This window comes from Streptomyces sp. NBC_01445, from assembly GCF_035918235.1.
In the GTDB taxonomy this organism is placed as follows: domain Bacteria; phylum Actinomycetota; class Actinomycetes; order Streptomycetales; family Streptomycetaceae; genus Streptomyces.
This window is the reverse complement of sequence record NZ_CP109485.1, coordinates 1,772,539-1,795,747: the sequence shown is the minus strand read 5'-3', so window position 1 is coordinate 1,795,747 and position 23,209 is coordinate 1,772,539. Positions and strand designations below refer to the sequence as shown.

At 69.7% G+C, this 23,209-nt stretch carries 19 protein-coding genes and 1 pseudogene; 7 read left to right on the top strand and 13 right to left on the bottom strand.

Translation table 11 applies throughout. The annotated features are described in order from the left end of the window. Positions 1–71: 71 nt before the first annotated feature. The 6 genes from OG574_RS08355 to OG574_RS08330 all read right to left on the bottom strand — a co-directional run bounded on the left by OG574_RS08355 (position 72) and on the right by OG574_RS08330 (position 8,866). A complete protein-coding gene (locus tag OG574_RS08355; protein ID WP_326772604.1) occupies positions 72–2,069 on the bottom strand; it encodes an acetyl/propionyl/methylcrotonyl-CoA carboxylase subunit alpha in 1,998 nt (665 codons plus the stop codon). Positions 2,070–2,078: 9 nt separating this feature from the next. Next, positions 2,079–3,683, bottom strand: coding sequence for a carboxyl transferase domain-containing protein (locus tag OG574_RS08350; protein WP_326772603.1), 1,605 nt, complete (start codon positions 3,681–3,683; stop codon positions 2,079–2,081). Position 3,684: 1 nt separating this feature from the next. Beyond that, positions 3,685–4,866, bottom strand: a complete 1,182-nt coding sequence (locus OG574_RS08345) for an MFS transporter (protein WP_326772602.1) — start codon at positions 4,864–4,866, stop codon at positions 3,685–3,687. Between the two features lie 100 nt (positions 4,867–4,966). Beyond that, entirely contained in the window at positions 4,967–6,166 is a 1,200-nt protein-coding gene (locus OG574_RS08340; protein WP_326772601.1) for an 8-amino-7-oxononanoate synthase family protein, read from the bottom strand. Positions 6,167–6,484: 318 nt separating this feature from the next. Further along, positions 6,485–7,327: a helix-turn-helix transcriptional regulator gene (locus tag OG574_RS08335; protein WP_326772600.1), complete on the bottom strand. Its 843-nt coding sequence runs from the start codon at positions 7,325–7,327 to the stop codon at positions 6,485–6,487. A gap of 564 nt (positions 7,328–7,891) precedes the next feature. Beyond that, positions 7,892–8,866: a DUF1259 domain-containing protein gene (locus OG574_RS08330; RefSeq protein WP_326772599.1), complete on the bottom strand. Its 975-nt coding sequence runs from the start codon at positions 8,864–8,866 to the stop codon at positions 7,892–7,894. Between the two features lie 480 nt (positions 8,867–9,346). Between OG574_RS08330 and OG574_RS08325 the strand changes: the two are divergent. Beyond that, positions 9,347–10,876 (top strand): annotated as a pseudogene (locus OG574_RS08325) (alpha/beta hydrolase); the annotation flags it as partial. Between the two features lie 152 nt (positions 10,877–11,028). On the opposite strand, the gene OG574_RS08320 reads toward OG574_RS08325, so the two are convergent. From OG574_RS08320 to OG574_RS08310, 3 genes are all read right to left on the bottom strand, one after another. Beyond that, positions 11,029–11,844 (bottom strand): SAM-dependent methyltransferase, encoded by an 816-nt coding sequence (locus OG574_RS08320; RefSeq protein ID WP_326772598.1) that lies wholly within the window; start codon positions 11,842–11,844, stop codon positions 11,029–11,031. Positions 11,845–11,929: 85 nt separating this feature from the next. Continuing rightward, a complete protein-coding gene (locus tag OG574_RS08315; RefSeq protein ID WP_326772597.1) occupies positions 11,930–12,181 on the bottom strand; it encodes a DUF397 domain-containing protein in 252 nt (83 codons plus the stop codon). Beyond that, complete coding sequence (locus OG574_RS08310) at positions 12,178–13,044, bottom strand: helix-turn-helix domain-containing protein (RefSeq protein ID WP_326772596.1); 867 nt, start codon at positions 13,042–13,044, stop codon at positions 12,178–12,180. Before OG574_RS08310 ends, OG574_RS08315 begins: the two co-directional genes overlap by 4 nt. A 316-nt stretch (positions 13,045–13,360) precedes the next feature. On the opposite strand from OG574_RS08310, the gene OG574_RS08305 reads away from it, so the two are divergent. Together OG574_RS08305 and OG574_RS08300 are read left to right on the top strand one after the other, a co-directional pair. Further along, positions 13,361–13,819: an ATP-binding protein gene (locus OG574_RS08305; RefSeq protein ID WP_326772595.1), complete on the top strand. Its 459-nt coding sequence runs from the start codon at positions 13,361–13,363 to the stop codon at positions 13,817–13,819. A gap of 205 nt (positions 13,820–14,024) precedes the next feature. After that, positions 14,025–14,405: a hypothetical protein gene (locus OG574_RS08300; RefSeq protein ID WP_326772594.1), complete on the top strand. Its 381-nt coding sequence runs from the start codon at positions 14,025–14,027 to the stop codon at positions 14,403–14,405. Positions 14,406–14,586: 181 nt separating this feature from the next. Here OG574_RS08300 and OG574_RS08295 read toward each other — a convergent pair whose 3' ends face one another. Further along, positions 14,587–15,240, bottom strand: coding sequence for a TetR/AcrR family transcriptional regulator (locus tag OG574_RS08295; protein ID WP_326772593.1), 654 nt, complete (start codon positions 15,238–15,240; stop codon positions 14,587–14,589). Between the two features lie 315 nt (positions 15,241–15,555). Here OG574_RS08295 and OG574_RS08290 point away from each other — a divergent pair, with 315 nt between their 5' ends. After that, positions 15,556–16,617, top strand: coding sequence for a PucR family transcriptional regulator (locus tag OG574_RS08290; protein ID WP_326772592.1), 1,062 nt, complete (start codon positions 15,556–15,558; stop codon positions 16,615–16,617). 281 nt (positions 16,618–16,898) lie between these two features. On the opposite strand, the gene OG574_RS52685 is transcribed toward OG574_RS08290, so the two are convergent. Continuing rightward, entirely contained in the window at positions 16,899–17,318 is a 420-nt protein-coding gene (locus OG574_RS52685; RefSeq protein ID WP_442816798.1) for a hypothetical protein, read from the bottom strand. A gap of 40 nt (positions 17,319–17,358) precedes the next feature. Between OG574_RS52685 and OG574_RS08280 the strand changes: the two genes are divergently transcribed. Further along, positions 17,359–18,051 (top strand): DUF6226 family protein, encoded by a 693-nt coding sequence (locus OG574_RS08280; RefSeq protein WP_326772591.1) that lies wholly within the window; start codon positions 17,359–17,361, stop codon positions 18,049–18,051. A 312-nt stretch (positions 18,052–18,363) separates the two neighbouring features. On the opposite strand, the gene OG574_RS08275 is transcribed toward OG574_RS08280, so the two are convergent. Then, positions 18,364–19,950 carry a long-chain-fatty-acid--CoA ligase gene (locus tag OG574_RS08275; RefSeq protein ID WP_326772590.1) on the bottom strand — a complete coding sequence of 529 codons (1,587 nt, stop codon included), beginning with the start codon at positions 19,948–19,950 and terminating at the stop codon, positions 18,364–18,366. A gap of 232 nt (positions 19,951–20,182) precedes the next feature. Here OG574_RS08275 and OG574_RS08270 point away from each other — a divergent pair, with 232 nt between their 5' ends. Continuing rightward, positions 20,183–21,346, top strand: coding sequence for a TetR/AcrR family transcriptional regulator (locus tag OG574_RS08270; RefSeq protein ID WP_326772589.1), 1,164 nt, complete (start codon positions 20,183–20,185; stop codon positions 21,344–21,346). Positions 21,347–21,631: 285 nt separating this feature from the next. Then, a complete protein-coding gene (locus OG574_RS08265; RefSeq protein WP_326772588.1) occupies positions 21,632–22,447 on the top strand; it encodes an IS5 family transposase in 816 nt (271 codons plus the stop codon). Here OG574_RS08265 and OG574_RS08260 read toward each other — a convergent pair. After that, entirely contained in the window at positions 22,419–22,805 is a 387-nt protein-coding gene (locus OG574_RS08260; protein ID WP_326772587.1) for a hypothetical protein, read from the bottom strand. The genes OG574_RS08265 and OG574_RS08260 overlap by 29 nt on opposite strands. Positions 22,806–23,209 lie beyond the last annotated feature (404 nt).

The window sequence follows — 23,209 nt, the reverse complement described above, 5'->3', positions numbered from 1 at the left end:
TGGTTTGCCTTGAATACGTGGTGCCTGGAGGCGGTACGGGTGCGGATGCGAGGCCGGTGAGGGTGTGCGGCTCACGCGGCCTCTTCGCGCTGTTCCGGCGCGATGACGACGAGGACCTGGTCCGCCGAGACGATGTCGGTCAGAGCGCAGCGGACCTCCTCGACCACGCCGGAGGCGGGGGCGAGCACCCGGTTCTCCATCTTCATCGCCTCGACGATCGCCACCGTGTCGCCCTGCTGCACGAAGTCGCCTACGTCTACGGATAGTTGGACCACGGTGCCGGGCATGGGCGAGGTGACCGCGTCGCCGCCGGCCGCACTGTCGTCCTCGCCGGCGACATCGAGGGTGAGGGTCAGCCGGCGGCCGTCGACAACGAGTTCGCAGCCGTCCGCCCGGCGCAGGCCCGTCCACAGCGCCTCGCCGACCGTGCCGCGCAGCAGCGCCCCGTCCGGCGTGCACGTGACGGTGAAGGGTTCGCCCCCCACGGCCACCGTGAGCGCGTTCTCCCGCCGGGAGAGCAGCGCCGCTTCGAGGGGGCGGCCGCCGACCCGGCAGGCGACGCGGCCCAGTGGGGCGTGCCGGTCGAGCAGTTGCCGGTCGAGAGCGCCGAGGGAACCGCTCCACGGTGACTCGGCTCCGTACGCGGCGGGGCGGGCGGGCAGGCTCATGGCCGCCGCGCAGGCGGCCGCCACCGGCTCGAGGTCCCGCCGGTTCTCGGCGGCGCGGGCGGCGAACTCGTCCACGAGGTGGGTGTCGATCAGCCCGGCGCCGACCCGGGTGTCGCGCAGCAGATCGGCGAGGAACCCGAGGTTGGTGGTGAGGCCGAGGACGGCGGTGGAGCGGACCGCGCGCAGCAGTCGGGCGAGGGCAGCGGGGCGGGCCGGGTCGTGCGCGATGAGCTTGGCGATCATCGGGTCGTAGAAGACCGGGACGTCGCCCGCGCCGTCGAAGGCGGCGTCGACCCGCAGACCGGTGGGCCACAGGGCGGCCAGCGCCCGGCCGGGGGCGGGGCGGAAGTCCGCGTCCGGGTCCTCGGCGTACACGCGGACCTCGATGGCGTGACCGGACGCGGTGATCTCGCCCTGTGCCAGCGGGAGTTGTTCACCTGAGGCGGTCCGGAGCTGCCATTCGACCAGGTCGAGGCCGGTGATGGCCTCGGTGACCGGATGTTCGACCTGGAGGCGGGTGTTGACCTCCAGGAAGTAGAACCCGCCGTCGCTGTCACCGGCACTGTCGAGGATGAACTCGAAGGTGCCCGCGTTGGTGTAGCCGATGGCCTGCGCGCCGCGTACGGCGGCCGACAGGAGTGCCTCCCGGACGTCCGCCGGGAGATTGACGGCCGGCGCCTCCTCGACGATCTTCTGGTGGCGGCGCTGCAGCGAGCACTCCCGCTCGAAGAGGTGCACCACGTTGCCGTGGGTGTCGCCGAAGACCTGGACCTCGATGTGCCGGGGCCTGCGCAGATACCGCTCGACCAGCAGGCGTCCGTCGCCGAAGCTCGCGCGGGCCAGGCGGACCGCGGCCTCGACGGCGGGGGCGAGGTCGCGCTCGTGCTCGATGACCTGCATGCCCTTGCCGCCGCCTCCGGCGACGGGCTTGAGGATCACCGGGTAGCCGATGCGGTCCGCGTGCGCCCGGATGTCGTCCGCCGACTCGGTGGCGTCCGCCGAGCCCGGCAGGACCGGCACGCCCGCCTCGGCCATCAGCCGCTTCGCGGTGGCCTTGTCGCCCATGGCCGCGATGGTGCTCGCGTCGGGCCCGACGAAGACCAGGCCCGCAGCCGCGGTGGCGGAGGCGAACTCCGCGTTCTCCGAGAGGAATCCGTAGCCCGGGTGGACGGCGTCGCAGCCGGTGCGCAGGGCCGCGTCGATCAGGGCGTCGGCGCGCAGATAGCTGTCGGCCGCCGGGGAGGGGCCGATCAGGACCTGTTCGAAGGCGCCGTCCAGGTGGGCCGCGGCGCCGTCAGCCTCGGAGTGGACGGCCACGTACTCGATACCGAGGCGCCGGCAGGTGCGGGCGATACGGCGGGCGATCTCGCCCCGGTTGGCGATCAGGAGTCGTTTCACCATGACGGACCATCACATCCTGAACACGCCGAAGCGCGTCTCTCGTTGCGGTGCTGCCGCGGCCAGAGCGAGGCTCAGCGTCAGCCATTCACGGGTGTCGGCGGGGTCGACCACGGCGTCCACCCACAGGCGCGCGGCGACATAGAGGGGCTGGCCCTCGCGGTCGTAGTTGTCCCGGATCGGCTTCTTGAAAGCCTCTTCCTCTTCCGCGGTCAACGAGCGGCCTTCCTTGGCCAGTTGCTCGTTCTTGATCAGCGCCAGAACGGTCGCGGCCTGCTCTCCGCCGACCACGGATGTCTTGGCGTTGGGCCACATGGCCATCAGCTGCGGGCCGATCGAGCGGCCGCACATGGCGAGGTTGCCCGCGCCGTAGCTGCCGCCGATCAGCATGCTGAACTTCGGGACGGCGGCGCAGGACGCGGCGTTCACCATCTTGGCGCCGTGCTTGGCGATGCCGCCCGCCTCGTACTCGGCACCGACCATGAACCCGTTGATGTTGTGCAGGAAGAGCAGCGGGATCCCGCGCTGCGAGCACAGTTCGATGAAGTTCGCGGACTTCTGGGCGCTCTCGGAGAAGAGCACGCCGTCGTTGATCAGGACGCCCACCGGGTAGCCGCCGATCCGGCCGGTGCCGCACACGATCGTCGTCCCGAACCGGGCGCGGTACTCGGTGAATTCGCTGCCGTCCAGAAGCCGGGCGAGGATCTCCCGGGCCGGGATCGGCTCACGCGGGTTGGCGCTGACGATGCCCGGCAGTTCGGCGGGGTCGTACAGCGGCTCCGCCGGTATCTCGGGCGGTGCGGCCGGGGTTCCCGTGCCGCTTCGGGCGGCGATCTCCCGGACCAGGGTGAGGGCGTGCTCGTCGTCGAGGGCGAGGTGGTCGGCGACGCCGCTGGTCGCGGTGTGCAGGTCGGCCCCGCCGAGGGTCTCGGCATCGACGATCACGCCGGTCGCCGCCCGCACCAGCTGCGGACCGCCCAGGAAGATCGACCCGTTGCCCCGTACGATCACGGTCTCGTCGCACATCGCCGGGATGTACGCGCCGCCGGCGGTGCACGAGCCCATCACGGCCGCGATCTGCGGCAGGCCCATCGCGGACATCTCCGCGATGTTGCGGAAGATCTTTCCGAAGTGGTTCTCGTCCGGGAAGATGTCCTCCTGCATCGGCAGGAAGACGCCTCCGGAGTCGACCAGGTAGATGCAGGCCAGCCCGTTCTCGCGGGCGACCTGTTGGGCGCGCAGGTGCTTGCGGACGGTGAGCGGGTAGTACGTACCGCCCTTCACGGTCGCGTCGTTGGCGAACACGACCGTGGGCCGGCCCTCCACCATGCCGACGCCGGTGATGATGCCCGCCGACGGCACGGCCTGCTCGTACACCTCGTGCGCGGCGAGCTGGCCGATCTCCAGGAACGGGGTTCCCGGGTCGAGCAGCCGGGTCACCCGCTCCCGGGCGGTGAGCTTGCCGCGCGCGGCGTGCCGGGCCTGCGCCGCGGCGCCGCCGCCGGCCGTCGCGGCGGCGCGGGCCGCCGCGATCTGCTCGCGCAGCGCTCCGTAGGCCGCACTGTTGCGGCGGAACACCTCGCTGGAAGGGCTGATGTGGGAACGCAGAACCGCCATGTCACTTCCCTTCCTTGGCGACTGCCGTGGGGACGGCGATCCGGGTCAGGAGCCAGGCCGCGGCCCCCAGCGCGGCGGCGACCGTGGCCCAGGCGAGGTCGGCGTGCAGCAGCGCGGCGCCCGCCGCGGCCACGCCCGCCATGGACTGCTGGAGGAAGCCGCACAGCGAGACGGCGTAGGCGCCGTGGCCCTGCTGGCTGGTGACGGCGGTGGCCATGCTGTTGGGGAACAGCACGGACTGCCCGAAGGTGGTCACGCAGTACAGCGCGACGAAGGCCACCAGAACGCCGGTGTCCGGCAGACCGGGCACCGACCACAGCGCGATCATCAGCACGCCGGACGCGGTCATCACGATCGATCCCGCAGTCATCAGACGGCCCGAACCGGCCCTGGCCACCAGCCGGTTGACGGTCATCGCGCCGGCGAAGTAGGCCGCGCCGAGCAGCAGTCCGAGGCTTCCGTACTGGTCGGTGGCGAGCCCGAAGTGCTCCTGGAAGACGAACGGGCTGACCTCCTGCAGCAGCACGATCGTGGCGAACCCCGCGCCGCCGGCCAGGGCCGGCAGCAGGAATCCGGGCTGCCTGCTGATGGTGAGGCAGATGCGCAGCACCTCCGACGGCCGCTGCACGGTACGGCCCGACTCGAACGGCACGGTGAAGGTCAGGGCCGCCGCGATCGCGCCGACCGTGGCGAGGACGACGAAGCCGGCCTCCCAGTGCGCGTACCTGCCGATCAGGCCGCCGAGGAACTGGCCGCCGCCCATCGCCGTGATGAACGCGATCGACAGCACCGAGAGACGTCGGGCCAGCTCGTCGCCGCTCCAGCGGTCACGCACCAGGATGCGGGCGATGATCGCGCTGCCTCCGGCGCCGATGCCCTGCAGCGCACGCAGCACCAACAGCCCCTCGGGGGACCGGATCAGCGCGATCGCCGCGCTGGTGAGCACGAACAGCGCCAGCGACGTCAGCAGCGGGCCTCGCCGCCCGAACCGGTCCGCCGCCACGCCCCACAGGACCACCGGAGCTGCGGCGCCGATCACGAACGCTGAGATGGAAAGCGCCGCATAACTGCGGGACATTCCGAAGTCGTGCGCCACGATGGGCAGCGAGGGCAGGTAGATGGTGGTCGCCATCTGGGCCATGAAGACCAGGAGGCAGGAGAGCGCCATGATGCGCCGGTTCACGTGATGAAGCGTGGCCTGCTTTCCCTTGGCCACCTCCTCTTCATCTACCGTCAATGTTCTGCCGGCCTGTTGCTTTTCGTCGGCCGGAGAAGTTTGCTGCTCAGTCATTCTGGCTCCGCAGTTCATTGACCAGACGGCCGAAGTTCTCAATGTCGGTACGCGTCATGTCCGCGCGGAGCATGATGCGCAGCCCCGCCTTTCCGCGGGCGATGACGGGGAAGAAGAGGGCAGAGGTGTAATAGCCCGCGGAAAGGAGGGCCCGACCGATACGGACGGTCTTCTCCTCGGAGCCGATGTCGATGAACCGAATGGGCAGTCCGTCGCCGCGGTTGGCGGTCGGCACCAGCGCGTCGAAGCAGTCGATGTTCTCCTGCAGCCGGTGCTGGAGTTCCTTGAGCTCGGGCGAACGGTGCAGCGCCGCGGAGGCGACGATCGCCCCGAGTCCGGCCGTGTTGATCCGCTGCGACCAGGTCAGCGGACCGCCGTAGCGCAGGGCGAGATCACGGCGGTGCCGGGAGCCCTGCGGCCCGAGGAAGATCGCGCCGCCGGACGCGCCGAAGCCCTTGTTCAGGGAAGTGATGATCAGCGTACGGTCGTTGATCTCACCCATGGCGTCGAGGACGACACCGCGCCCCTGGTCGCCGCAGGTCGACACCCCGTGCGCCTCGTCGAAGAACAGGAAGAGCCCGTACTTCTCCTGCAGTGCCAAGAGTTCACGAACCGGCGCCTGCCCGCCCGTGCTGTACACCCCGTCGGCCACATAGGCGACGTTCGGGTGGGTGCGGCAGAGCTCTTCCAGGGCGTCGAGGTCGTTGTGTGCGATGGTCCTGACCTCGGCCTCGTCGGCGACGCTCGGCTTCATCGCGTTCAGACAGAAGTGCGCGTGCTTGTCGAACACCATGAGCGGCGGTACGCCGTCGGTGAAGGCGCCGGACGCCACCAGGGGCAGCGCGGACCAGGCGGCCGCGGCGCAGGAGGCGAGGGTGACCGCCTCGACCCGGAACAGGTCCGAGAGCGCGTCCTCGGCGTCCTTGAGAATCCCGAAGTGCACACGCATCCGGGAGACCGAGGTGTTCAGCGAGGCGTTCTGGGTGACGGCGTCGGCCGCCGCGCGGATCAGCGCCGGATGGGAGTCCAGACCGAGATACGAGTACGACGACATGTTCAGGAACTCGTGGCCGTCGGCCCGCGCGGCATAGCGCCCGGCTCCGACGTTTTCGGCGACAATTCCCGCCATCCCGGAGTCGGCGGTGACGTTCCAGAAGTCGTTGCTTATCCCTATCGTCTTCTTGATGTTCATGAAGGCATGCAAAATAGCTCCCGAAGTATTCCTCAGTCGAGTCCGAGCCTGGAATCAAACCGGAGCGGGGCGGACGGGTGTCACACCACCGTCCACCGCCATGTACTCCGCAAGCGGGAGGGGTCCCCATGGGCCCGGTCGTCACTGAGATTCGCAACTCGGCGTAGCGAAAGTCAACGGATTCGACCGGCAATGTTCTGCCGGTTGCACTCGGGCGGCAGAAAACGGACCGGCAGAAAATTGCCGGTATCCGGACCGGAAAATCTTTGCCGGTCGGCACCTGTTGAACGCGCCGCCGGTATCGGCCAGAGTGAGAGCTCAGCCGTCCAGGCGGTCGGCGTCGGTTTCTACGTCGGACTCCGGCAGCAGGCTGAGGAAGGTGAGCCGAAGTCCGGGATGGCCGACGGGATGCAGTACCTGGGTGACGACGTCGACGGCGTGCGGAGCGAAGCGGGGGATGCTCAGACGGAACGTGTGCCCGTCCCGGTTGGCGATGATGACCGGACCGTCGTCCCAGATCCGCCGGCACTCGGGGTCGGCGAGTGCCGTCAGCAGGATCTCCGCGAGCTCGGGGTGCCCCGGGTACTGCGCCATGGCGTAGCGCAGCATCGCGAGATAGGCCCGCCCGTGCCGCGGCCAGTCGGCCAGCTGCTGCCGGGCCTCGGGGTCGGTCAGCCCCCAGCGGATCAGGTTCGCGCCGGGGACCTGCACCCACGGGAACCACTCGGCCATGGCCTCGTTGTGGGCGAGCACGTTCCACGCGTTGTCGGTGAGATAGGCGGGCTGCGTGGGCTGCAGGTCGAGCAGGCGCCGCAGCGGTGCCAGATCGACGCCGTCGGCAGGCGAGACGGCGGGGAAGGGCTCCCCGCCGGCAGCGAAGAGGAACAGGGTCGCCCGCTCGTCCGCGCACAGCCGCAGCGCGCCCGCCAGCGCGGTCAGGGTCCGTGCGTCCAGGCGGGGCGTCGCACCGCGTTCGAGGTCCCGGTACCAGCGTTCGCTCATGCCGACCGCGGCGGCGACCTCCACCTGCGGAAGCGGTTTGCCGAGGCCCAGCTTGCGGCCCGCTCGCGCCCGCCACGCCCGTAGGAGCACCGCGAGCCCCACCTCTTCGTCTGGCAGATGCCCGAGGCCGGGTCGGTCTGTGAAGTTTTCGCGCTGCATGAATGGGGCCCTACTCTGGCTGCTTCCTGGTGCCGTGGCTCAGGCGGGAGCGGCCGGCGTGGAGTACCGCATACAGGCGGCGCCCGCACTGTCACGAAAGGATGAATGCAGGTCAGGTACCCCGCACAAGGGTAACCCGGCGTGCCCGTCCACGTTCCGCGCCAACAACCGGCCAGGTGGAAGGAGTCGGTCTTCGTCGCGCATCCAATGGGCGGCCGGTGTTCCACAAGGCGGCCGCCAACGACTACTACGTGGCCCGGTGCCGCGAGCTGGTGGCCCGGGTGCGCGGCGTGGAGGCGCTGCAGCGGCACGAGGCGGAGTGCGTATGGGGACTCGCCGGGAACGCACCTTTCAGCCGACTCTCCAGGGCGCGGCCTGGCACGTCGGAACCCTCACGACGTGCTGCCGCCCCCTGGCTGACGTCGTGTTGACGCTCGGCGAGGGGGCGCGTCCTGTGCTCCTGGTGCAAGACTGGTGCAAGACCCACTCCCCGGTCGCGGATCGCGAGAGTCAGCGGCCGCGGGGGTGCCGTGCGTGTGGAGGCAGCAATCGGCCGTCTGCTCGTCATACTCCGCTGGTCGGCACCACGTTGGTGGCATCCACTGCGGGGCGCAGCGCTTTGGCGAGCTCGACGGCGTCGCCCACGGCCCAGAAATGGGTGAAGAACAGGCGGGGGCTCTCCGTCAAGTGGTGGTTGTGCAGCTCGACGAGCTTGATCCTGCCCCGCCGCAAGGCTCCCAGTACGTTCTGGACCTCCTCGGCGAGCATGACGCAGTCGCCGCTGAGCGCTGCCCTGCCGTTTCCCAGCGGCTGGAAGATGAACGCGCTGGTCGCGCCCAGACCGGAGGGCAGTACCAGATGGCCGTCGCAGATTGTCTCTCGGCGGGCGAAGACGGCCTTGTAGACCACGCCGTCGCTGGAACCCTTGGCTCCCAGCGCAGCGTCGATTGCGGCAGTGTCCAGGTCGACGGGGCTCGGCGGGGCGGACGGTGTTGCCGGCGGGATGCCGGTGCGGTCGAATCCCGCGCGCAGGCCGTGCGCCAGGGCCAGTTCGTCATGGCCGTGTCCGTGGACGTGGACCCACCAGATGTCGGGGCGATGGGTGGGCAGATGCTTGTGGAGCGCGGTCTGCGTGATTCCGTTCGCCTGCCAGGCGTCGATCACCCGCTGCAGTTCCCTCTCGGTGACCGCCACATCGCCCATGCACATCGTGCTGCCGTCGGCGTAGCGGACGAAGGCCACGTGCGCACCCAGTGCGAGCTCCGGTGTGATGACGACGTTGCCCTCGACGACGACGCGGAGATCGTCGCGTGGGAACGGGGTGTGGTACGTCGTCCCGCGCAGCAGGTTGCCGCTGCGGCCCAGTGCTTTCGCTACGGCCGCCCAGTCCGACTCGGTGGTGGTCAACGGCTTGACCAGCGCCCCGTCGGGCATCGCGCGAGCGCTGGCCGGCCCCGCCCCGGCCAGCACCGGTGCCAGTGCGGCAGCGGTCAGCACGCGTCGCCGAGACGTGGCCGCCTGTTTGTCTCCAGTCATCATCTGATCTCCTCCATGGCGAGATGAAACCATAAGGAATGTGTGTTATCGGCATTGATTGTGCCCAGATAGGCCAAATGCGCCTTTTCGACTGTCATCGAATGGTGCCTTGAGTGGTGCCTTGCGAAGCGTCAGTACCCCCGCGAAGTACGGGAGTTGGGCCCTGCTCTGATCGACCGGCGGGCGGCACTGTTCTGGACAGCGGCGAAGCTGGTGCCGGCCGCGGTGCTCGGCACCGAAGCCGCGATGGCCGGCTACCGCGCCAGTTACTTGGGAAGCCACTCGAGTCGCCCCTGCGGCGGCGGAAGGTCAGGAGCCGGCCGGGTGCTACCGGCCTCGTCGCCGGCGGCACGGTGACGGTGGTTCGGCCATGTGGCCGCGGTCGGCTTGCGCGCGTTGCCGGGCCGCGGTCCCGTTGACACAGATGCGTGCCGACGTCCAGTGCGGAAGGACGTCCGGCCCTCAGCCGTGGAAGGACAAGGCATGCACATATCTGGACCGATAGCGGGCCGTCGGGTTTGTGCCGCGGTCATCGCCGCGTTGATGGCCGGCTCGACGGTTCTGACCGGGCAGATCCTCGCCGCGGCCGGAGGCCTGCCCGAACCCTCGGTGCCAGCCCCGAAGCTGGACTGGAGACCCTGCGTTCAAGGCAGCCCGTTCGACTGCGCGACCGCGAAGGTGCCGCTGGACTACAACGACCCAGGTCGTCGCACCATCGAACTGGCAGTCATCAAACGGAAGGCGACCGACCCCGGTCGACGCATCGGCACCCTGCTCTTCAACCCTGGCGGACCCGGGGGACCAGGCACAGTCCAGATGCCACAGGACTACGAGTTCTTCCCGCGCGAGGTGCGGGAGCGGTTCGACATCGTCAGCTGGGACCCCCGCGGGATCGGCAGCAGCACCGCGGTGAACTGCTTTGCGACTCCCGAGGAGGCCGCCGCGTGGAACGCGGGCAAACCGGCCGGCGTCCCGGTGGGCGCACAGCAGCGAGCGGCTGTGATCGCCGCGTACGAGGACCTGGCCCGGCGCTGTGAGCGGCGTGACCCCGAGCTGCTGCGTCATGTGTCGACCACCGACACCGCTCGCGACCTCGACGGGCTGCGCCAGGCGGTGGGCGATGCGCAACTCACCTACCTCGGAATCTCCTACGGCACGATCCTGGGCGCCACCTACGCCAACTTGTTCCCCGGCAGGGTCCGTGCCATGGTCCTCGACAGCGACATCGATCCGCAGGCCTGGACGAACCACGCCTCCGACGCGGACCCTCGGCTGACCACGTTCCTGCGCATGGGCTTGGACCGCGCCGCGGCAGCGGTCCTGGAGCGGTTCCTCACCCTGTGCGGATCCACGGACACCGCGGGCTGCGCCTTCTCCGCCGGCAGCCCGAAAGCGACCCGGGACAGGTTCGACCAGCTGATGCGGCGGCTGCGGGCGCATCCCGTGGGTGAGTGGACCTACGGCCGCACGGTCGCCGACGTGATGAGCAGCCTCTACGTGGTCCACCCGGGCTGGACGGACCTCGCCGGCAGGCTGCGGGACCTCTGGCAGGGCCGCGTCGCCAAGGCGTCCCCGCTCCCGCCCCCGCCGATGGTCCCGCATCCGAATCCGTACGTCGGCGAGGAACAGGCGGGTGCGGTGCTCTGCGGCGACAGCCCCAATCCGCGTGACCCCGCCGTCTACCCCGCCATGGAAGAGGCCGCCGCCGGCCGCGCGGGCGACGCCGGGCGCTTCTGGACCTGGTCCACCGCGGCGTGTATCTCCTGGCCGGCCGTCGCGGCCGACCGCTACCGCGGCCCGTGGAACAGACCTACGGCACACCCGGTCCTGGTGGTCGGCACCAGGTACGACCCCGGGACTCCCTACGCGGACGCGCAGGCGATGGCCGGGGAATTGGCCGACGCCCGCCTGCTCACCCACGAGGGATACGGTCACACCGCGCTGATCAACCCCAGCAGCTGCGTGAAGGCGTACGAGAGCCGGTACCTCGTCGACGGCACGCTCCCGCCGGCCGGAACGACCTGCCGACAGGACGAGCCCCCCTTCCGCGCGCCCAAGCCGGTCGGGGGCGTCGCCACCGGCGGCGGTGGGATGGCCGGCTCCCCCTGGTCAACTGCCCTGCGGAGACAGGTGCCCAGCCGACCGGGCTGTCGGCCTGACCCAGGTCAGCGCTTGATGCCCACGCCCGCCAACAGGCTGATCTCGGCGTCCGCGGGCTCCGTCCCGTCGGCGGGACCGGCGGGCCGCCAGCGGTGGCAGCAGATGATGCCGGGTTCGATCAGGTCGAGCCCGTCGAAGAATCGGCGGACGTCGTTGTGCGAACGGAACTGCACCGGAGACCCGGACTTGGTGTAGACCTCCGCGACCTTGTTCCAGGTGTCGGGGTCGAAGTCGGGCGTGCAGTGGTTCATGGCGAGGGCGCTGCCCGCCGGGAGCGGGTCGAGCAGCCGGCGGATGATGGCGTACGGGTCGTGCGGGTCGGTGATGAAGTGCATCAGCGCGTTGAGGGAGAGGGCGATGGGCTGGTCGAAGTCCAGGACCTCCGAGGCTTCCACGGCGCTCATCAACGCATCGGGGTCGGTGACGTCGGCCTCGATGTAGGCCGTGCGTCCCTGCGTCGTGCTGCGCATGAGGCGTTCGGCGTACTTGAGGACGAGGGGATCGTTGTCGGCGTACACGACGCGGGCATCGAGCGCGACGGACTGGGCGACCTGGTGCAGGTTGGGCTCGGTCGGGACGCCCGTGCCGATGTCCAGCCACTGGCGGATGCCGTGCTCCTGCGCCAGCACACGGGTGGCCCGGTGCATGAACGCCCGGTTCTCGCGGGCGGTCACGTAGATGCCGGGGTGGGCCTGGGCGGCCACGAGGGCCGCCTCCTTGTCGATCTCGAAGTGGTCCTTGCCGCCGAGGAAGTAGTCGTACATCCGGGCCGAGTGCGCCTTGCTCGTGTCGAGGTCCCGGCCGGCCTGCCTGGTGGTCATGTTCTCCCCTTCAGGTGTGTGTCTGTCGGCCCGCAGGCCAAGGACGGGACCGGTGTCGTCGTCCTTCCTACTGCCCGCCGCCGGTTCACCCGGCGGCCAAGTGATCGGCCAGGCCCTCTTTGACCCCGCGGACGAACGCGGCGATCTCCTCCGGCGTGTAGATCAGCGCCGGCCCGGCCGGGTCGGTCGACTGCCGTACGGCCACGCGGCCGTCGGCGAGCTGCTTCGCCTCCACGCACTGACCGCCGTTCGGCCCGCTCCACGGGCGCTCCCAGCCGTGCTCCCCGAGATTGTGGGCCGGCATCCCGTTGTACACGCCCTCGTTGATGATCGTCATGAGTACTCCTTGCGCATGCGGTTCAAGAGCGCCCTGCTGTCCTCCGACGACGTCAGCAACGCCATTCGGGAATGCGCCTCGAGATGCGCGACGACGTCCGCGCGCTGGTCCAGATAGACGGAGGCGGACAGGAGTTCGCTGTAGACGATGTCCGGCAGCTCGGGTTCCTCGAACCGGAAATAGGTGAAGGGGGCGCACGCCCCGACATGGGCACCAGCGGCGAACGGGACGATGTCGATGCTGATGTGCTCGAGCTCGGACACCTCCAGGAGCCGCTCGATCTGCTCCCGCATCACGTCAGGGCTGCCCACCGTCCGGTGCAGGACGGCTTCCTCCATGACCACCCACAACGTGGGGGCGTCCTCCCCCTCCAGCAGGCTCTGGCGGCGCAGCCGCAGCTCCACGCGGCGCGCGAGCTCCTCCTCGCTGCCGTTCGGCAACCCGCCGCGCAGCACGGCGCGGGCGTAGTCGGGAGTCTGCAGAAGGCCGGTGACGTACTGGGGTTCATAGGTGCGCAGGGTCTTGGCGTCGGTCTCCAGGCTGACGTAGGCGGTGAACCAGCTGGGGACGGCGTCACGATAGGAGTGCCACCAGCCGGGCTCGTTGGCCCGCTCGGCCAGGTCGACGAACTCGTCGATCTCCTGGCGGTCCGCGCCGAAGGTCTCCAGGAGCTTCTCCACGTAGAGAGGCTTCAGCGCGACCTCGGCCTTTTCCAGCCGGCGGATCGTCAGGGTCTTCACGCGCAGTGCTTTTGCCGCGTCCTCCAGCGAGGCACCGGCGCCGAGCCGCATGTCCTGCAGCCGACGGCCGAGGATCATGCGCAGGACTGTCGGTGCGCTGGTGCTGGAACGGGCCTCACTCACGCCCAACCTCCTGATGGTTCATCAACATCACCATTCTGACAGTGACTTGAAGACGACGCCAGGGTGATACTCGCGCTGCTGAAATTATCAGAGAGTCGGTTGCAGCGTGATAGCGATCACGCGCATAGTTGGCATGTGAGTGGTCAAGTCACAGCTCTGACGCAGCATCCGGCCCGGACGGGACACGTGATGCTGATGCCGCCGTGGGCACCCCACCCCAGGGCGCCTGTCTCGGCACCCGCCTCTCACCCCTCGAGCTGCAGCCCGCATCCCCACACCGCGCCTGCCCCCGGGAAGGCACTGGAAGGCGACATCCGTGACTCTGCCCACGTCCTCACCTCCGGCCTCGGCCCCCGCCTTAGCCACGACCGTGCCTCGTCGGGAGTACTGGTTCGGCCTGCCCGCCCTGCGCACCAGCGCGAGATCCGCCCGCGACACCGTGCGCGACCGGCTCCGTGCCTGGAAGGTGCCCGGCGACACATGCTGCGACGCGGTGCTGCTGGTCTCCGAGCTGACCACGAACGCTGTACTCCACACCGACAGCGGTCATGTCCTGTGTGGCCTCACGCTGACCAGCGACGAGCGGTGCCTGCGCATCGAACTCCACGACGACGGCCGCACCCCGGTCCGCCCGCCCGAGCACCACGCCGGCCCCGGCGAGGAGAACGGGCGAGGCCTGTTCCTCGTCCAGCAACTCGCGGACCGCTGGGGCTCCGCACGCTCGACGCGGGCCGAAGGCAAGGTCGTCTGGGCAGAGTTGACGGCTCACTCCTGACGCCATGGGCACCGGCCGGTGCCGAATGTGGCGCCCGCCCCGGCAGGGACAGCCCGGATGCAGCGTGGCCAGGCCCGGCCTGCTGCGCACCAGACCAGTTCCCCCGTCCAACGGCAGAGACCGCAGCCGGCACCGCACGGCCCCGCTACGTCCCCTTCACGCGGCGAGGAACCCCTTCTCCTCGATCCACCTACAGAAGGCGCCCATGACCCCCCACAGCGAATCCGCTCCTCCTGTCGTCCTGTACGTATGCGCCGACCGAGCCCGGGGCGCGCCCGGGGCAGCCACGCAGTGCGCGCAGACGGAAGGCCAGGCGTTCGCCCAGGAGCGCGGGCTGGCGATCGCCGAGGTCGTCACCGACACGTACGGTGAGCCCGACCCGGCCCAGCGCAGAGGGTGGCGGCGTGTGCGACAGCTGGCACAGACAGGCCACGTCACCGCGGTACTTGTCCGCTGGCCCAGCGCCATCGCCCCGGAGTCCGCGCACGAACTCCGGCACCGCGAGACCGCCTGGCTCCACGACCACGGCGTGCGCGTCCAGTACACCTGGGCGCCCTTGTCATCGAGGAGCGACGAGGCCCCGTGATCCCGCTCGGCGATGTCCAGATCTTTGATTCACCTGGCCGGTGACGGTATGGAGATGTCGACGCAGTAGAGGGATGGTGCGCAGGTCAGAGGGGGCGCGGATCGCTGCGGAGGGGTGGGTCGGGCCGCAGGTGTCGGCGCCTTTCGCGACGCCCCGGCCGGCACGCGCATCTCCGTACTGCTCACTGGCCGTCGATGGTCCCGGGCAGCAGTGAAGGGTCGGTGGCCGCGCCGCGCAGCCGGTTCAGGATGGCCGTGGCTGCCTTGTCGTAGCTGGTGAACTCGTCGTGCAGGACGGACTCGGCGTTGGCCATCTCCAGGAGCGCAACCAGTTCGAAGGCGAGCTGGGGGACATCGATGTCCTCCGCGATCTCCTCTGTCTGCTGAGCTTCGACGATGGTCTGCTCCAGATACGTGGACCAGTTGGTGCGGGCCGCGGCGAGGGTGTCGTGCACCTTGCCCGCGCGGGCGTCGTACTCCGCCGACGTCGAGTAGAAGAAGCAGCCGCCGGGGAAGACGCGCTCGCGCGAGTAGGTGAGCCAGCTGGTGCACACGCGCCACAGCCGGTTGATCCCCGGCGGGAGTTCACGGGCGGGCTGGACCACATGCTCCAGATAGACCTTGATCGCCGCACGCACCGTGGCGAGCTGGAGGTCCTCCTTGGAGCCGAACAGAGCGAACACGCCGCTCTTGCTGAGCTTGAGCTCGCCCGCGAGCCGGCCGAGGGAGAGGCCCTCCAGGCCTTCGACGGATGCGACCTGCATGGCGCGCTTGAGGACCAGCTGACGGGTCTGATTCCCGCGGGCGACCCGTCCGTCGATGTGTGTCGCTGCCATGGCTGTTCCTACCTGTCCCAGGTGCTCGCGGTGCGCGATAGGGAATCAGTGTACCGATTAAGTGGACGATCGTGCGGTCAGTGGAGAGTGGGCGGCGCCGACGGCCGTACCTTCCCCTCCCGCTGTCCGCCTCGCCCCGGTGACACGCGAGGAGCGTCGGGCTGGTGAGACCGGTGTTCACGGTAGGTGGCAACCTCACCTCTGTCCGGTCGGGATTTCCGGAGTCCGGCAACCAGCCTTACCCCCACCGTCAAGCAGACATCAACTGTGCGCTAGAAAGGCGTCAGGACGTCGGCAGGAACACGGGGACAATGTATGACCGAGCGCGGGCAGGCCATACCGGAGGAGTACCTCGACGGTTTCGCCGCCATGCTTGCCGACGCCGGTGCGACCGGGCGCCGACTGAACCGCGACGAACTCGCCTCGCGGCGTGATCTGGGAGAGCGGGCGGCGGAGGCCGGCCTGGGACTGCGTGCCCTGGTCGGCGCGCATCTGACGTTCGCCCGTACGCACGTGGGTGGCGGTGTCACGTTGGACAGCGTGCTCGGCGCGCTGGAACAGGCCGTCGACGCCTTCGCCGAGGGCTACGAGCGCGCCCAGCGCATGGCCGTGCGCCAAGAGGAGGCGGCTCGCCGGGAGTTCATCGACGACCTGCTGTACGGCCGCAGTGATCTGGGATTGCTCGCCCAGCGCGCGGAACGCTTCGGGCTGCGGCTCTCGTACGCGCACGCCGTGGCGGTGGCGCAGGGCGAGGTCGCGTACGACGCGGGTGATGCCGTGCCGCGGGATGTGGAGCGGGCGCTGATCTCCCGGTTCGGTGACCGGAGCATCCTTCTGACCACCAAGGACGGCCGGTTGATCTGCATCGCGCCGGGCGACCAGGACGAGGTGCTGGCGTTCTTCGCGAAGCAGGCGTACGCGGCCACGGACGGCGGTCGTGTCGCCATCGGCCGCGCCCAGCCGGGTCCCGGCGGCGTCGTCCAGTCGTACGAGGAGGCACTGGGCGCCCTCGAGCTGGCCGAGCGGCTGGAGTTCGACGTCCCCGTCCTGCGCTCGGCCGACCTCCTCGTCTATCCGGTCCTCACCCGCGACCGGCAGGCCATGGCAGACCTGGTCACGACGACGCTCGGTCCGCTCCGCAAGGCGCGTGGGGGCGCCGGACCGCTCATCGAGACTCTTGCCGTCTACTTCGACTCGGGCTGTGTCGCTGCCGAGGCAGCCCGCCGCTTGTCGCTCAGCGTGCGCGCCATGACGTACCGCCTCGAACGCATCCACAAACTCACCGGAGCCGACCCCGCCGACCCCGTCCACCGCTACACGCTGCAGACTGCGGTCATTGGCGCCCGGCTCCTCGACTGGCCTGCTCAGCCGCTGTGACGTGATTCGGCGTCATCATGCGCACGGGGTACACAGGTCGCGTGGGGACGAGCGCGAGCAGTGGACCCGCCGCGCCGTCTCGCTCGCCCGCGCACGCGACCCCGTCGGCCTGGCCCCGGCCATCGCCGACTGGTGCGCCGAACTCGCGGCCCGCATAGGCGACGCCCCGGCCGCCGACTACGTCTTCGCGGAGCTGACCTGCGCCCGCCCGACGGCTTCGTCACGTCGGCCGCCACCCGTACGCTCCTCGACAAGTTCCGTCGCGCTGTGGCGAGGTCGGCCTACGAGGCCGACCTCGCCGGTGTGACCGACCCCGCCACCCGCCGCTCCCTCGCCGAGGCCTGGCTGTCCTCGTATGCCGCCTCCTCGGGAGAGGGGATGACGACCTCCCCGAAGCCGCAGCCCTCGAACTCTGCCCAGGCCTCGACGACCACTACGCGGCCCGGGCCCGGATGCTCACCGCGAGCGCCGAGGCAAGCCTGCTCAGGTTCGCCGAACTGCGCGGCAGCCTCACGCCCCAGCAGGCCGAACACTGGGCGGAGTTGAAGGCTGCCCACGTCCGCGCCCGCCCGCTCGGCGGCGCGGACGGCGACCCCGTCGTCCGCGCGGTCGCCGCGCTGGGCCCGCCGGCCGACCGCATCGCCGCTGTCGAGTCCGAGATCACTCGCGTCATCCCCCCGTGCGTAGGTAACTGGGGTCATTCGCAGTGCAGCGCCGCCGCTGTCGATGTACCTCAGTCCGGTGGCGAAGGCCGTCCCGGCTCCGCGCCGTAGGGTTGCCGGTATGGATCTTGTGGGGCTTTGCCGGGCTGTCGACGAGGAGTTCGCCGTTACTGGGGTGGACACCCCTCCCTGGCCCGATCCGCATCCGGGTGGCGAAGTGCGGGACGAGGAGTATTCACGGTGTCTGGAGCCGGCGAAGTACCTCGTGCTCGCTGCCCGGGCCGAGGCCTGGACACGGGCGTTGTCCCGGCTCGGGCTTGCCGAGGTGGAGACGGTTGCGGACCCGGCGGCGATCTGGCGGCGGGCGCCGGACGTGGGGGTGAGCGACGCTGTCCGGCTGCACCCGGTGCGCGCACACGCCGTACCTCTCGTCTTCGGGTTCTCGGCCATCGACAAGGTTCCCAGGACGGTTCTCGTGGTGGGGGCGGGGGAGCCCGCGGTGAGTCTCGAGCAACTTCCGGACTGTGGCTGCGATGCCTGTGACAGCGGTTCCGCCGACCTGCTCGAGGTGGTGGACGAAGTAGTGGCCGCCGTGGTCACCGGCACGTTCGTGCAGGTCGACGCCGGGCAGGGGCGAGAGATCGTGTGTACGGGGGACGGCTGGTCGGCGAGCAACTGGGATGCGTCCGGGCCGCCGGTCGAGGAGGCGCTTGCCGCGGCGCGGGCCGGGCGGTCGCCGTTCCGCGTTGTGCGTGGGACGGCCTGGGAGTGATCACCCGTGAACGGAGAGGACGCTGTTGGGGAGGGTGACGGTCCGGAGCGGACGGGGGCGGTTCGCTCTGCGGCATCCCGATGCGCCCAACGTGCGCGGGAAGTGCGTTCCCTGGGAGCGGAGGCATGCGCCGCAGGTGGTGGCCGCCGCCTGCCGGTGAGGTCACGTCACGCGAAATCGATCACCGCCACTGACGTCGGCCTCTTCTGTGGTGATGCCGCGGAGCAGGGCGACGGACCGAGTACGAGTTGCTGGTCGTCGCGGAGCATTGCCGGACGGCTGTGATCGACGATCCGCACCCCATCGCCGGAGTCACCCCTCATCCTGGCCTGGAACGCGTGCTGCGTCCTGGGTGCGGAGCAAGGACTTGACCACCTTGCCGCCTGCGTTGCGGGGAAGCTCGGTGACCAGCACGAGGTCCTTGGGCCTCTTGAAAGACGCGAGCTTTCCTTCGAGGAACCCCGTCAGTTCACGCAGCGAGAGGTCGGCTCCCGGGGTGACGGTGACGTAGGCGACCGGCACCTGTCCCCAGCGCTCGTCGGCCCTGCCGATCACCGCGACCTCCCGTACGCAAGGGTGCGTGGCGACGGCGTTCTCCAGTTCGGCGCAGTAGATGTTCTCGCCGCCGCTGATGATCATGTCCTTCTTGCGGTCGACGACCCAGACGAAGCCTTCGTCGTCCTGCTTGACCAGGTCACCGGAGTGGAACCATCCGCCTTCGAAGGCCTCCGCGGTCTCCTGCGGTTTCTTCCAGTACCCCTGCGTCAGCGTGGGCCCGCGGTAGACGATCTCACCGACCTCGCCCACGCCGACGTCATTCATGTCCGCGTCGACGACGCGGTACTGGATGCTCGGGATCGGCCGGCCGACCGAGCCGAGCTTGCGCAGGGAGTCCTCCCCACGGAGCACGCAGGTGATGGGCGAGGTCTCGGTCTGGCCGAACACTGCCACGTTGAGTGCGCCGGGGAACTTCTCGCCCATGGCGCGCAGGGTCGCGTCGCTCGCGGGGGCGGCCCCCCAGCTGACGATCCGCAGCTTCAGGTCACGCTTGTCGATCTCGGGCTGGGCGCAAAGCAGGTCCCACTGCTGCGGAACGTTGAACACGACGGTGGCGCCTTCGCGTTCATAGGCGTCGAGCACCGCCTGCGGGTCGAAGGCCCCCAGCGGATGGATCACGACCGTGCTGCCGACCACGAAGTTCGCCACCATCGAACCCAGCCCCGCGATGTGGAAGAAGGGCGCCGTCAGGAAGCCCACATCGGAGTCGTCGAATATCTCCATCGCACGGATGCACGTGATCGCCTGTACCTGCATGTTGCGGTGGGACAGCATCACCCCCTTCGGCCGGCCGGTGGTGCCCGAGGTGTACATGATCAGCGCGGTCGACTCCTCACTGATGTCGGGCAGTTCCATCGGCTCGTACGCCGACAGGAAGTCCTCGTACGCGATGCCGTCTTCGGCCTCGGCCTCGCTCGATTCGCCGATGACCACGACCGTGCCGATCGACGCGGTGCTCGGTACGGACCGGAGCAGCGGCAGGAGCCGTGCGTCGACGACGATCACTGAAGGAGTGCAGTCGGTCAGGATGTGGTCGAGTTCCGGAGGCGCGAGCCGGAAGTTGAGCGGCACGGCCATGGCCCCCAGGCTGTTCGCCGCGAACACGCTTTCCACGAACCATGGATGGTTCAGCGTGAGCAGGGCCACGCGGTCACCCGCGGCGACGCCTCGGTCGGCGAGCGCGGCGGCCAGTTGCAGCGACCGTCGCGACAACTGTGCCCAGGTCGTGGTCACCCCGAGATGGCGCAGCGCGGGCTTGTCGGGTCGCGTCATCGCGTGGGTGGCGGCCTGGGACATCCAGTGGTGCCGGAAGGACCAGGCGGGCGCCGTGTCGGTCGACATGGGCGACTCCTCAGGGGCGTAAGGGGGCGTATCGATCGGTGGTCGCTGCGGCATTGTGCCGTTCAATGTCGCTGTTGGAGAAGCGTCGTGACGCATTTTGTTAATGGAGAATCACGCGAGTGGCGTCTGGGACCCGCTGGTCGCGCGGTCCGCACGCGGGTGGCCCCGGGGCTTGCTCGACGTGTGATTGACTGGGCCGTATGGCCCCGTCTCCGCATTCGTGTGTGCGTTCATGACCGCCGAGCCGACCGCGGCCACTCGCCCCCGCAACCGCAGACAGCTCATCGTCGAGGCGGCCGGCCGGCTCTTCAGTGAGCGCGGCTACCACGCGGCGTCCATGGAGGAGATCGCCGCCGGTGTGGGCATCACCGCCACGGCCTTGTACCGGCACTTCCCGAACAAGTACGCACTGTTCGCCGAGTGCGCGCATGTCATGGTGGACCGACTCGTCGGCGCGCTCGACGAGATGCCGTCCGAGGCGGCCCCGGCAGACGTACTCACCGCCCTCATCCGGGTCACCGTCGCGCATCGCGCGTCGGGCGGTGTGTACCGATGGGAGGCCAGGTATCTCGACCGTGACGATCGCAGACTTCTCAGGGCGAAGTTCGGGCACGTCGTCGGGCGGGTCACCGAGGCGGTGCGGCGCGAGGGTCCGCTGTCCGACGAGCAGCTGCGGGTTGTGGCGGCTCTCGGCGCGATCGGGTCCATCACGATGCATCGCACCTCCATTGCTCAACGTCGGCTCGAGGAACTGCTGTTGGCGTGCGCCCTGCGCGTGATCGCGACCGACCCCGTACCGGCCATAAGGGGCAAGAGCTCCGTCGAGTTGCCGGCCCTGCCGGTGGCGCGCTCACGGCGTGCGGAGATCCTCGCGGCCGCCGTCCCGCTGTTCGCCCGGGACGGGTTCGCCAACGTCACGAACGGTCAGATCGCGCAGGCGGTGGGGCTGGCCCCGTCCGCGCTCTACCGTCACTACCCGGGCAAGGTCGACATCCTGGCCGCGGCATGCCTGCAGGCTGCGGGGCTGCTGGCGCAGGCGGTGGACCGGTGTCTGCAGGAGGTGACCGATCCGCATGACGCCGTCGTGGCGCTGGCGGCGACGTACGTGGCCTACAGCTTCGAGTACACCGCTCTCACGAGCGTTGCCGAAGCCGAGCTCGTCGGTCTGCCGGCCGACCTGCAGCGCCCCTTGGTCCTTGCGCAGCGTGAGTACATCGCCGTCTGGGAGCAGCAGTTGCGACTGGCGCGTCCGGAGCTGGACCCGCGTCAGGCCCGGGTGCTGGTGCACGCCGGGTTCGGCGTGGTGGTCGAGGCCGGGCGGAGACTGAGATGGCAGGACAGCCCGGACCACCGGGCCGCCGTGACCAGCCTGGTCGCGGGCGCCCTGGGTCTCTGAGCAGACCTGGGTCTCTGAGACGCCATCCGCTTATCGATCACGAGGCTGGGCTGGTCGAACAGGGTTCCTGATCGAGTGATCGAGTGAGGGCCGACGCATGACAGCAGGGCCTCTTGGTAGTTCGGGGGTGCGATCCCAACCGAGTACCAGGAGGCCCTGTTGCCGCAGTCTTTCGCGTCCGCCTGCGTGGAGTCCAACTCGCTGCCACCGTCGTGTGACTGTCTCGCGCACAGGTTCGGCAACGCGGCGGACGGGCCGGACAGGACCCCGAGTTATGGCTCCGACATGACGGAGGCGGAGTGGCGGGTGGTGCGGCCGTTGCTTCCGGTTCCGCCCTGGCTGGAGGGGCGGGGCGGGCGGCCGGAGGGCTATTGCCACCGCGTGATGCTCGACGCGGTGCGCTATGTCGTGGACAACGGCGTCAAGTGGGCCAACCTGCCCGCGGACTTCCCGCCGTATCGCCGTGTGCATGCCTTCGCCCGCCGCTGGCAGGTCACGGGTCTGCTCGCCGAACTCCACGACCGACTGCGCGACCGCGTCCGGGAGAAGGAAGGCCGTCTGCCGGACCCGACGGCCGCGATCGTGGACTCCCAGTCCGTGCGGGCAGCGGTGAACATCCCGCGCTCGACCTCCGGCTGGGACGGCGGCAAGAAGGTGGGAGGCCGCAAACGGCATCTGACGGTGGACTGCCTCGGCCTGGTCCTGGCCGTCGCGGTGACCGCGGCAAGCGTGCAAGACCGCGATGCCGCCGTCCCGCTGCTTCAGCGCCTGCGACGGCAGTACTTCTCCGTCCGACTGGTGTGGGCGGACGGCGGCTATGCCGGCCGGCTCGTCGACTGGGCCCGTGAAGAGGCCCGGCTCACCCTTCAGGTCGTCAAACGCTCCGATGACACGGCGGGGTTCGTGGTGCTGCCGCGCAGGTGGGTGGTGGAGCGGACGCTGAGCTGGCTGATGCGCTCGCGTCGCCTGGTGCGCGACTACGAAACACTGCCGGCCATGCACGAAGCCATGGTGCTGTGGTCGATGACCATGCTCATGAGCGGTCGCCTGGCCGGACGCCGCCCGGCCGGCTTCAGAGGGCCGGCACCGCGGGAGCGGTGAACACTCCCGGCCGCACCTGGAGTGCCCACCCCCGTTCCACCAGGCGTTTCGCCTTCGATCGCAGTCCCTCGACCTTCGCTGGGATGGCCTCCAGTCCCAGCGCGACGGCCAGTTGCTGGCAGCGCATGCCCTCCCGGCCCGCTTCAGACTCCAGCACCGACAGGATCCGCTGGTAGTCCGGCGCAAGGGCTGTCGCCGCCATGCCCGTCTCCCGCCGGGGCACCGTCGAACCCGCCACCGCGCTTCCCATCGGCTCCGTGACCACCGAAGGCGGCCCGGCCAGCACCTCGGTCACTGTCACCCGGGCATCCACCAGCCGCTGAAGATCGCGTTCCGCCTCACCGAGTGCGGCCTGCACCCGCTCGGACTCCTCCCGCAACCGCGCGATCTCCTCCCGGACCCTCTTCTCCCTGGCCTCCAACAGACCAAGCACTGACGCCACCAGCGACCTCCACAAGCCAGGCGAGCGGACGAACCACGCCCATCTCTCCCGCCACGGAAGGGAGTTCATGCCCACGTTCCCGAACTAGACGATCACGTTCGGAAAGCGGATGGCGTCTGAGCAGACCTGGGTCTCTGAGCAGACCTGGGTCTCTGAGCAGACCTGGGTCTCTGAGCAGACCTGGGTGTCTGAGCAGACCTGGGTGTCTGAGCAGACCTGGGTGTCTGGGCAGAGCCCTGGGTGTCTGGGCAGAGCCTGGGTTTCTCGGCGGAGAGCGAGCAGATGCCCGTCCTGTGGCAGGTGTGCCGTGGGACGGGCCT